Origin of the sequence: Actinophytocola sp. (assembly GCF_050699915.1) — a bacterium.
GTDB lineage: Bacteria > Actinomycetota > Actinomycetes > Mycobacteriales > Pseudonocardiaceae > Actinophytocola.
Genome location: NZ_JBOHGA010000228.1, coordinates 1 through 9535, shown reverse-complemented (window position 1 = coordinate 9535; position 9535 = coordinate 1). Strand labels below are relative to the sequence as shown.

Genomic DNA, 9535 nt, shown 5'->3' with positions numbered 1-9535 from the left:
GTTGAAGAGTGTTCGTCGGCCGTCGACCCGGCCAAGGCCGCGCGGATCACCGGTCGTGAGCCGGTGGTGGGCGGCGACCGCCCGGAGCTGACCGAGGCGTCCGTGGTGGTCTCGGGTGGCCGCGGCGTGGGCAGCGCGGAGAGCTTCGAGGTCGTCGAGCAGCTGGCCGACGCGCTCGGCGCGGCCGTGGGTGCCTCGCGGGCCGCGGTCGACTCCGGCTACTACCCGCCGCAGTTCCAGGTCGGGCAGACCGGCAAGACCGTGTCGCCGCAGCTCTACATCGCCCTGGGCATCTCCGGCGCGATCCAGCACCGCGCCGGCATGCAGACCTCGAAGACGATCGTCGCGGTGAACAAGGACCCCGAGGCGCCGATCTTCGAGATCGCCGACTACGGCGTGGTGGGCGACCTGTTCAAGGTGGCGCCGCAGCTCACCGAGGAGGCCCGGAAGCGGAAGGGCTGAATCTTCATCTGTCCGCCATGGACGTGTCACGCTGTGTGGCACGCGAGGTCGCGGGAGCCGCGTAAACCTGAGGCATGACCCAGGCTCAGCTACTCGTCTCCACCACCGGTGACGGCACCGCGCGGCCCCGGTACTCACTGCTGGTGGCCCGTGACGGCGAGGAGGTCCTTGCCGCCCAACGCCTTCGGTACCGCGTGTTCGCCGAGGAGATGGGCGCGACGCTGCACACGCCCACCCCGGGCGCGGACGTCGACGCCTTCGACGAACACTGTGACCACCTGGTGGTGCGCGAGGACCACACGGGCGAGATCGTCGGCTGCTACCGGATGCTTCCGCCGGAGCGGGTCGCGGACGCCGGGATGCTGTACTCGGAGACCGAGTTCGACCTGAGAGCCCTCGACGCGGTCCCCGGGCTGCGCGGCGCGCTCGTCGAGACCGGCCGGTCCTGTGTGCACCCCGACCACCGCACCGGAGCCGTGGTGAGCCTCGTGTGGGCCGGCATCGCCCGGTACCTGCTGCTGTCCGGGCACCGCTGGCTGGCCGGCTGTGCTTCGGTTCCGCTGGCCGACGGCGGCACGCTCGCCGCGGGCGTGTGGCAGACCGTGCGGCACAAGCACTACGCGCCGCCGGAGTACCGGGTCCGGCCGCTGCGGCCGTGGGACTCGTCGTCGGTGCCGGCGCCGAAGCGCGTCGTGCTGCCGCCGCTGCTGAAGGGCTACCTGCGCCTCGGCGCCTGGGTGTGCGGCCCGCCGGCGCACGACGCGGACTTCGGCGTGGCCGACCTGTTCGTCCTGCTCGGCCTCGACCACCTCGACCAGCGCTACCTCAGCTACTTCCTGGGGGAGCAGTCGGCATGAGCCACCCCTGGTTCCCCACCTCGCCCTGCGGAACCGGTTGTCTCTCCGGACGAGAGGACCAGGTGGGCCCGGTGCGGCGGTGGTGGCGGCTCACCGCGGTCGTGCTCGTGGTCCTGGCCTCGTTCCTGGTGCTGCCCGTCCTCGCACTGGTGGGCGCGCGCGGCCGGGAGTGGTTGGTGCGCCAGGTGTTCCGCTCGGTGCTGCTCACCATGGGCGTGCGGCTCGAGGTGTCCGGTGGGGACGGTCTGGCGGCGCGCGGTCGCGGGGCGCTCGTGGTGAACAACCACACGTCGTGGCTGGACATCGTCGCGGTCAACGCCGTGCGGCCGATGCGGGCGGTGGCCAAGAAGGACATCGCGTCGTGGCCGGTGCTCGGCTGGCTGGTGTCCGCGGCCGGCTCGGTCTACGTGCACCGGGAGGGACTGCGGTCGCTGGCCGGCACGGTCGCGCGGCTCACCGAGGTGCTGCGCGCCGGCTCGATGGTGAACGTGACGCCCGAGGGCACGACGTGGTGCGGCCTCACCCGCGGCCGGTTCCGCCCGGCCATGTTCCAGGCGGCCATCGACGGCGGCGTTCCCGTGCTCCCGGTGGCGCTGCGGTTCCGTATGCGGGACGGCTCGGCCACCACCGCGCCGGCGTTCATCGGCGACGAGACGATCGTCGACTCGGTCGGCCGGGTGGCGGCGCTGCGCGGGCTGGTGCTGGAGGTCCACGTGCTCGACGAGCTGGCTCCTGGCCGTGCCGCCGACCGCCGCGAGCTGGCGGCCATGGCCGAGGCGGCGGTGAACACGGTGCTGACCCCGGCTCGAACTCACCAAAACGCCCTGCGAGCTGCGGAAACGGCGTCGCTGAACCAGTAGAATGGCTTGGTGGAACGCAACATCCGCTCGGTCGAGGACGTGCTGGAGATGCTGGACCGCCTGTTCGCGCCGGACGCCGACCGGTGGACCGACGGCGGCAGCGACTGGTGGGACGACTTCTACGCCGACCGCGACCGGGACGTCCCGTTCTTCGCCGCCAAGCCGGACGAGAACCTCGTCGACCACCTCGACCGCGGCCGGCTCCGCCCGGGCCGAGCGCTCGACCTCGGCTGCGGGCCGGGCCGCAACGCGCTGCACCTCGCCGCGGCCGGCTTCACCGTGGACGCCGTCGACCTCTCGCCCGCGGCCGTCGCCTGGGGTGAGGAGCGGGCGCGCGAGGCGGGCGTCGCGGTCCGCTTCCGCCGTGCGGACGCGTTCGCCACGCAGCTCGACGGTCCGTACGACCTGGTCTACGACTCGGGCTGTCTGCACCACCTCCCGCCGCACCGCCGGATCAGCTACCTCGCCCTGCTCGACCGGAACCTGGCGCCCGGCGGGCACTTCGCGCTCACCTGCTTCGCGGCGGGCGCCATGGGCTCGCAGACGCCGGACGCCGACCTCTACCGCCTCGGCCGGCTCGAGGGCGGGCTCGCGTTCACGCCCGAGTCGCTGCGCTGGATCTTCGCCGGGCTGACCGAGGTGGAGCTGCGCCGCATGCGCGACGAGCCGCCGGAGTCCGGCCGGTTCGGCGAGTCCTTCCTGTGGACCGCCCTGTTCCGCCGGGACGCGTAAGGACTGGACCTCCAGCGCGACCGAGGTTGCACGATGACCTGGTGACCCTGGAGACGACGAGTAAGCCGGCCGGTTCGCTGTGGTGCGGGACCTACCGCGCGACGACTGTCGGCCTGACGATGCTGGTCACGATCGCCGCCTTCGAGCACCTCGGCGTCAGCACCGCCATGCCCACGATGGTCGCCGACCTGCGCGGCGAGGCGCTCTACTCCTGGCCGTTCACCGCGTTCCTCGCCGCGAGCGTGCTGGCGACCGTCCTCTCCGGACGGATCAGCGACCGGCTCGGGCCGGTGCCGGCGCTGCTCGCGGGGCCGGGGCTGTTCCTCGCCGGCCTGGTCCTCGCGGGACTCGCGGACGGCATGCCGGTGTTGCTCGCGGGCCGGGTGCTGCAGGGTCTGGGCCTCGGCACGCAGACCGTCGGGATCTACGTGCTCGTCGCGCTCGTCTACCCGTCCGCGCGCCGGCCCGCGGTGTTCGGCCTGCTCGCCGCCGCGTGGGTGATCCCGTCGCTGGTCGGTCCGACGGCGGCCGGACTGATCACCGAGCACGTCGGCTGGCGCTGGGTGTTCCTCGGCATCGCGCCGTTCGCCGTCCTCGGCGTCGCGTTGCTGCTGCCCGCGATTCGCACGCTGCCCCCGGCCGAGGGGGCGCCGAGCACGGTGCGGCGTGGGGTCGTTCCCGCCGCGGTGGCCGTCGCCTTCGGCATCTCCGCGCTGAGCTGGGCCGCCCAGCATCCCTCGGCCGGCACGCTCTGGCTGGGCCTCGCCGGGCTCGCCGCACTGGTGCCGGGGCTGCGTGTGCTGCTGCCGCGCGGGACGTTCACCGCTCGGCCCGGCCTGCCGGCCACCGTGCTGGCCCGCGGCCTTCTGGCCGGCGCCTTCTTCGGCGTGGAGGCCTACGTCCCGCTGGTGCTCACCTCCGTGCACGGCTTCTCCCCGGCAATGGCGGGACTCCCGCTGACCGTCGGCGCGTGCGGCTGGGCGGCCGCGTCGCACTGGCAGGGCCGGCACGTGGAGATCCCGCGTCCCGCGCTGGTCCGGTTCGGCCTGGCCGCGCTCGGCATCGGGCTCGCCGGCACCGCGCTGACCGGCCCGGACTGGGGACTCGGCTGGCTGGTCCTGCCGTTCTGGCTGGTCGCCGGCGCGTCGATGGGTCTGGCGTACCCGTCGATCAGCGTGCTCGGCCTCGACTACGCGGCCCCGCGCGACCGTGGCTTCGTCTCCTCGGCGCTGCAGGTGGCGGACATGACGACGGCGGCCGCCACGGTCGCCGTCGGCGGCGTGATGCTCACCACGTTGGCCTCCACCGCGAACCCCACGGCCGCGATCGTGCCGCTCGACCTGCTGCTGGCGGCGCTGGCACTGGTCGGCGCGCTCGTGTTCCGTCCGGCAGCCGAACCGTCATGACGGTTTCTGGCCGGACGAGGGCTACCCTTGCCACGTAATGACCTATCTCGACCACGCGGCCACCACGCCGATGCTGCCCGGAGCGGTGGCGGCGATGACCGCGCACCTGACCGAAGCGTTGCCCGCCCGGGGTAACGCTTCCTCGCTGCACACCTCCGGTCGCCGCGCCCGGCGCATGGTCGAGGAGGCGCGCGAGGAGATCGCGGCGGCGCTGGGCGCGCGGCCGTCCGAAGTGGTGTTCACCGGCGGCGGCACGGAAAGCGACAACCTGGCGGTCAAGGGCATCTACTGGGCGCGGCGCGCGGAGAACCCCGAGCGGCGACGGATCCTCGTGTCGGCCGTCGAGCACCACGCCGTGCTGGACGCGGCCGAGTGGCTCGTCGAGCACGACGGCGCCGAGCTCACGCTGCTGGAGGTAGACGGGTTCGGCCGGGTACACGAGGACACGCTCCGCGCGGCCGTCGCCGGCGACCCGGACTCGGTCGCGCTGGTCACCGTGATGTGGGCGAACAACGAGGTCGGCACGGTCAACCCGATCCGCGAGCTCGCCACCCGGTGCGCCGAGTACGGCATCCCGTTCCACACCGACGCGGTGCAGGCCGTGAGCGCGCTCCCGGTCGACTTCGCCGCGTCGCGGGCGAGCGCGCTCACGCTGACCGGACACAAGATCGGCGGGCCGTACGGTGCGGGCGCGTTGTTGCTCGGCCGGGACGTGCCGTGCACGCCCGTCCTGCACGGCGGCGGCCAGGAGCGCGAGGTCCGCTCGGGCACCCTCGACGTGCCGGCCCTGGTCGCGATGGCCACGGCCGTGCGCACCGCCGTCGAGCGCCGCGTGGAGCAGGCCGAGTTCCTGGCCGGGCTGCGTGACGAGCTGGTCGTGGCCGTGCGCGCCGCGGTCCCGGACGCGGTGCTCAACGGCGACCCCGGTCAGTCCGATGTGGACGGTGGGCCGTCGCGGCTGCCGGGCAACGTGCACTTCACCTTCCCCGGCTGCGCAGGCGACAGCCTGCTGATGCTGCTCGACGCCCGCGGCATCGAGTGCTCCACCGGCTCGGCCTGCACCGCGGGGGTGGCGCAGCCGAGCCACGTCCTGCTCGCGATGGGCGTCGACCCCACGCTGGCCCGCGGGTCGCTGCGGTTCTCGTTCGGACACACGTCCACGCCGGCCGACGTGCACGCGGTCGCCGGCGCGATCGGTCCGGTGGTCGAGCGGGCCCGCAACGCCGGCCTGGTGGGGCTACGCCGCTCGGCCGGCCAGCCGCGCGTGGAAGTCTGAGCCAATGCGGGTCTTGGCGGCGATGAGTGGTGGGGTGGACTCCGCGGTGGCGGCCGCCCGTGCGGTGGCGGCCGGACACGACGTGACCGGCGTGCACCTGGCCCTCTCAGCGAAGCCCGGCACGCTGCGCACCGGTGCGCGCGGCTGCTGCACCGTCGAGGACGCGCACGACGCCCGCCGGGTCGCGGACATCCTCGGCATCCCCTTCTACGTCTGGGACTTCGCCGAGCGGTTCACCGAGGACGTGGTCGAGGACTTCGTCACCGAGTACGCCGCCGGCCGCACCCCCAACCCGTGCCTGAAGTGCAACGAGCGAATCAAGTTCGCCGCCCTGCTGGACAAGGCGATCGCGCTCGGCTTCGACGCGGTGTGCACCGGTCACTACGCCCGACTGTCCCTTGTGGACGGTGAGCCGGAGCTGCGGCGCAGCGCCGACGACGGCAAGGACCAGTCCTACGTGCTCGCGTCGCTGCACGCCGACCAGCTGCGGCACGCGATGTTCCCGCTCGGCGACTCGGTGAAGGCAGACGTACGGGCCGAGGCGACCGAGCGCGGGCTCGCCGTCGCGGACAAACCGGACAGTCATGACATCTGCTTCATCCCGGACGGCGACACCCGCGGGTTCCTGAACCGGCACCTCGGCGAGCGGCCCGGGGACCTCGTCGACGACGAGACCGGCGCGGTGCTCGGCGCGCACTCCGGCGTGCACGGCTTCACCGTCGGCCAGCGCCACGGCCTTGGCCTGCGGGTGCCCGCCGCGGACGGCCGGCCCCGGTACGTGCTCTCGCTCGAGCCGGTGTCCGGCTCGGTGCGCGTCGGCGCGGCGGAGAAGCTCGCGGTGCGCGAGATCGTCGGCCGGCGGCCGGTGTGGCCGTCGGGCGCGGCGCCGACCGGCGAGCTCGACTGCGTCGTCCAGGTCCGCGCGCACGGCGACACCGTCCCGGCTGCGGTGTCCATTGTGGATGACGAGGTCGTGGTGCGGCCGGACGGCGAGCTGCGCGGGGTTGCGCCGGGGCAGGCCGTGGTGCTCTACCGGCCGGACCCGGCCGGTGACATGGTTCTCGGCAGTGCCACCATCGCGCTGACCCGCTCCTGACGTGTCGCGAGTCGATCCGATCGGCCCACACCGTTACGCCGGGAGGTGGATCATCGACGTATCCGGTGTGTGACTGACCAACAGCCGAGGTGATTCATGACCAGCGCGAGCTCGACCGGCGGAGGGGCGCCACCCGAGCGGCCCAACAGATTTCCCGAGGTGTTCAGCCCTTCGCCCGAAACCCTCGCCCGCCACCGTGCCCGACTGCTCGACCCGCCGACCGCCCTGCGTGCCCCCGACGGCAGCTGGCCGCTGACCACCGCATACCGCGCGGACAGCCTGCTCCTACCGGCCCGCGAGGCGCAGTCGCTGCGCCCCGAGGAGCCCAACGACTACAACACCGCGCTCGAGTCCATCGGCGTCGAGCTCCAGGCGCCCGGAGAGCCGGGCTGGCTGGAGAACCTCCGCCGGGTCGACCCCGAGCTCCCGGTCCCGGTCCAGTTGGTGACCAGGTCCGACGCGGCCACCGACCGTGCCCCGGACCCGTGGAGCGCGCTCGTGCGGCTGCGCAACGCGTTCGGCGAGGACCTGCGGGGCCGCCAGATCGGGATGAACCACCTGGTCACGGCCGCGTCGGTGACGGTCGAGGGTGCGCCGGTCAACCATGGCGGCCAGGTCGACGGCGCGCCCGTCAACCACGGCGGCGGGATGGGGGAGAGCCGGATCGCGCTCTACACCGGCAGCCGCAACCCGGTCGCGATGCTCGGCCGCCGCCCGGTGCGCCGCGCGGCCGCGCAGCTCGTCGGCGCCCGGCGGCCGGTGGTCGCCGTGCTGGACACCGGGATCGGCCGGCACGACTGGCTGCCGGTCGGCCCGCTCGGCACGGACCCGGTGGTCGAGGTCTCCGAGGACTTCCAGCTGGAGCTGGCCGCGCACGAGCCGTGGCTGTCCCCGCATCCGCTGGTCGACCCGGCGGACCAGCCGGACGTGGTCCGGCCGCTGCTCGGCCTGACCGACTCGCACTTCGGGCACGGCACGTTCGTGACCGGGCTGGTCCACCAGATGTGCCCGGACGCGCGGATCCTGTCGCTGCGGGTGCTGGAGAGCGACGGCTTCTCCACCGAGGGCTCGGTGCTGCTCGCGCTCGACTGGCTGCGCCGGCGTGTGGAGCACGCGATCGAGCACGGCCTACCGGACCAGCTGGTCGACGTGGTCTCGATGTCGCTCGGCTTCTACCCGGAGACCGCGGCGCCGGGCGAGGTCCAGCAGGTGGCAGACGTGATCAAGCGCCTCACCGACCTCGGCGTGCTGGTCGTCGCGGCGGCCGGCAACGACGCCACCACCCGGCCGTTCCTGCCCGCCGCGTTCGGCGCGGACCCCGTCGGCGGCACCGGCAACTCGCAGCTGGCGGCGATCGGTGCGCTCAACGCGTCCGGCGTCACCACCGCGGCGTTCAGCAACGACGGCCCGTGGGTCCGGCGGTGGGCGCCGGGCAACGCGCTGATCAGCACCGTGCCGTCGTGGCAGGGCGCGGCCAACCCGGGCGTGGGCATCCCCGACGGCGGCGGTGTCGGGCCGCGCATGCGCACCTCGCCGGACCCCGACGACCTGCGCACCGGTTTCGCGGTGTGGGCGGGCACGTCGTTCGCCACCCCGGTCGTCGCCGGCCTCATCGCGGAGTCGATGGCCGGCGACCCGGAGACGAACAAGCGGTTCGGCACCGAGCGCGCGCACACCGCACTCAAACTCACCGACATCCGTCTCGAGGAACGCGGATGGCTCTAGGGCACGGCCGCCGGATCCCTGGCCGCGCGATTCGCGCCCAGGCGGCCCCTGGCTGCGTTGTCGCGACGGCCGAGTACGACCCGGTACGAGGCCATCGCTCCGCCTTGCCAGGAACCGCCTGGTTCACGAATCGCATCGACCGTGATCCGCCAGCCGCGCCCTAGGGGAGCCGCCCTGACACCCGACCTCACGCGCGCGCACGAGCTGCACGTCCGCGCGCGTGAGGCCGTTGGCGCGTACCGGTTCGGGCACGGCCGGGCGCTGTTGCGCGACGCCCAGCGGCTGCTCGACCGGGTGGCCGCGCCGGACGAGCGGGCGACCGCGCTGCGCGTCCGGGTGCTCGTCAGCCTCGCCTACGTGGCGGCCGAGACCGACTCGCTCGCGGCCGGGCTCGCAGGCTTGGACGAGGCGGAGCGGCACGCCAGGCGACTCGCCGACGGCGCCGAGCGCGCCGAGCTGGACGGTCTGGTGCTGGCCCACCGTGGGCTGCTGCTGCACCGTGCGGGCCGGGTAGCCGAGGGTCTTGAGGTGTTCGACGAGGCCATCCCGCGGCTCGAGCGTGGGTTGCACGGCGAGGCCGGCACCGCCGACCCGTCGGTCCTGGCCGGCGCGTACCTCAACCGCGGCACGTCCTACATCTACCTGGCCCAGGTCAAGGGCGCGGCGAGCGACTTCGCGCGGTGCATCGAGGTCTGCGACGAGTACGGCCTGCCGCTGCTCGCCGCGAAGGCCCGGCACAACCTCGGCTACGTCGACTACATGAAGGGCGACCTGCCCGCGGCACTGCGCAACTACGACGAGGCCGAGCACGCCTACCGCGCACACAGCACCGGGATGCTGCCCACGCTGCAGCTCGACCGCGCCCGCGCGCTGCTCGCCGCGGGCCTGGCCACCGACGCGGCACGCCAGCTCGACGACGCGATCCCGGCGCTGCGCGAGCAGAAGGCGGGCCAGGACCTGGCCGAGGCGGAGCTGGCCCGCGCGGCCGCGTCGCTGCTGGACGGCTTCGCCGGCGACGCCCGGCGCCGGGCCGGAGTCGCCGAGCGCAGCTTCACCAGACGGGGCAACGCCCGGTGGGCCGCGGTGGCCGCGCTGGTCGCGATGCGGGCGCGGACCGCGGC

The 9535-nt window shown here is 73.9% G+C and carries 8 protein-coding genes and 1 pseudogene; all 9 read left to right on the top strand.

Translation table 11 applies throughout. The features are described from left to right. The coding region (locus ACRDSK_RS28020; protein WP_431444336.1) for an electron transfer flavoprotein subunit alpha/FixB family protein at positions 1-462 on the top strand (462 nt) is incomplete at its 5' end. A 74-nt stretch (positions 463-536) separates the two neighbouring features. Beyond that, a complete protein-coding gene (locus tag ACRDSK_RS28015; RefSeq protein ID WP_431444335.1) occupies positions 537-1319 on the top strand; it encodes a GNAT family N-acetyltransferase in 783 nt (260 codons plus the stop codon). Continuing rightward, positions 1316-2179, top strand: coding sequence for a lysophospholipid acyltransferase family protein (locus tag ACRDSK_RS28010; RefSeq protein WP_431444334.1), 864 nt, complete (start codon positions 1316-1318; stop codon positions 2177-2179). The genes ACRDSK_RS28015 and ACRDSK_RS28010 overlap by 4 nt, the downstream gene beginning before the upstream one ends. A 9-nt stretch (positions 2180-2188) precedes the next feature. Next, positions 2189-2911, top strand: coding sequence for a class I SAM-dependent methyltransferase (locus ACRDSK_RS28005; protein WP_431444333.1), 723 nt, complete (start codon positions 2189-2191; stop codon positions 2909-2911). Positions 2912-2952: 41 nt separating this feature from the next. Continuing rightward, positions 2953-4317, top strand: a complete 1365-nt coding sequence (locus tag ACRDSK_RS28000) for an MFS transporter (RefSeq protein ID WP_431444332.1) — start codon at positions 2953-2955, stop codon at positions 4315-4317. A gap of 37 nt (positions 4318-4354) precedes the next feature. Further along, positions 4355-5593: a cysteine desulfurase family protein gene (locus ACRDSK_RS27995; protein WP_431444331.1), complete on the top strand. Its 1239-nt coding sequence runs from the start codon at positions 4355-4357 to the stop codon at positions 5591-5593. A gap of 4 nt (positions 5594-5597) precedes the next feature. Further along, positions 5598-6689 carry a tRNA 2-thiouridine(34) synthase MnmA gene (gene mnmA / locus ACRDSK_RS27990; RefSeq protein WP_431444330.1) on the top strand — a complete coding sequence of 364 codons (1092 nt, stop codon included), beginning with the start codon at positions 5598-5600 and terminating at the stop codon, positions 6687-6689. 96 nt (positions 6690-6785) lie between these two features. Further along, positions 6786-8414, top strand: a complete 1629-nt coding sequence (locus ACRDSK_RS27985) for a S8 family peptidase (RefSeq protein WP_431444329.1) — start codon at positions 6786-6788, stop codon at positions 8412-8414. 141 nt (positions 8415-8555) lie between these two features. Next, positions 8556-9535 (top strand): annotated as a pseudogene (locus tag ACRDSK_RS27980) (CHAT domain-containing protein); the annotation flags it as partial.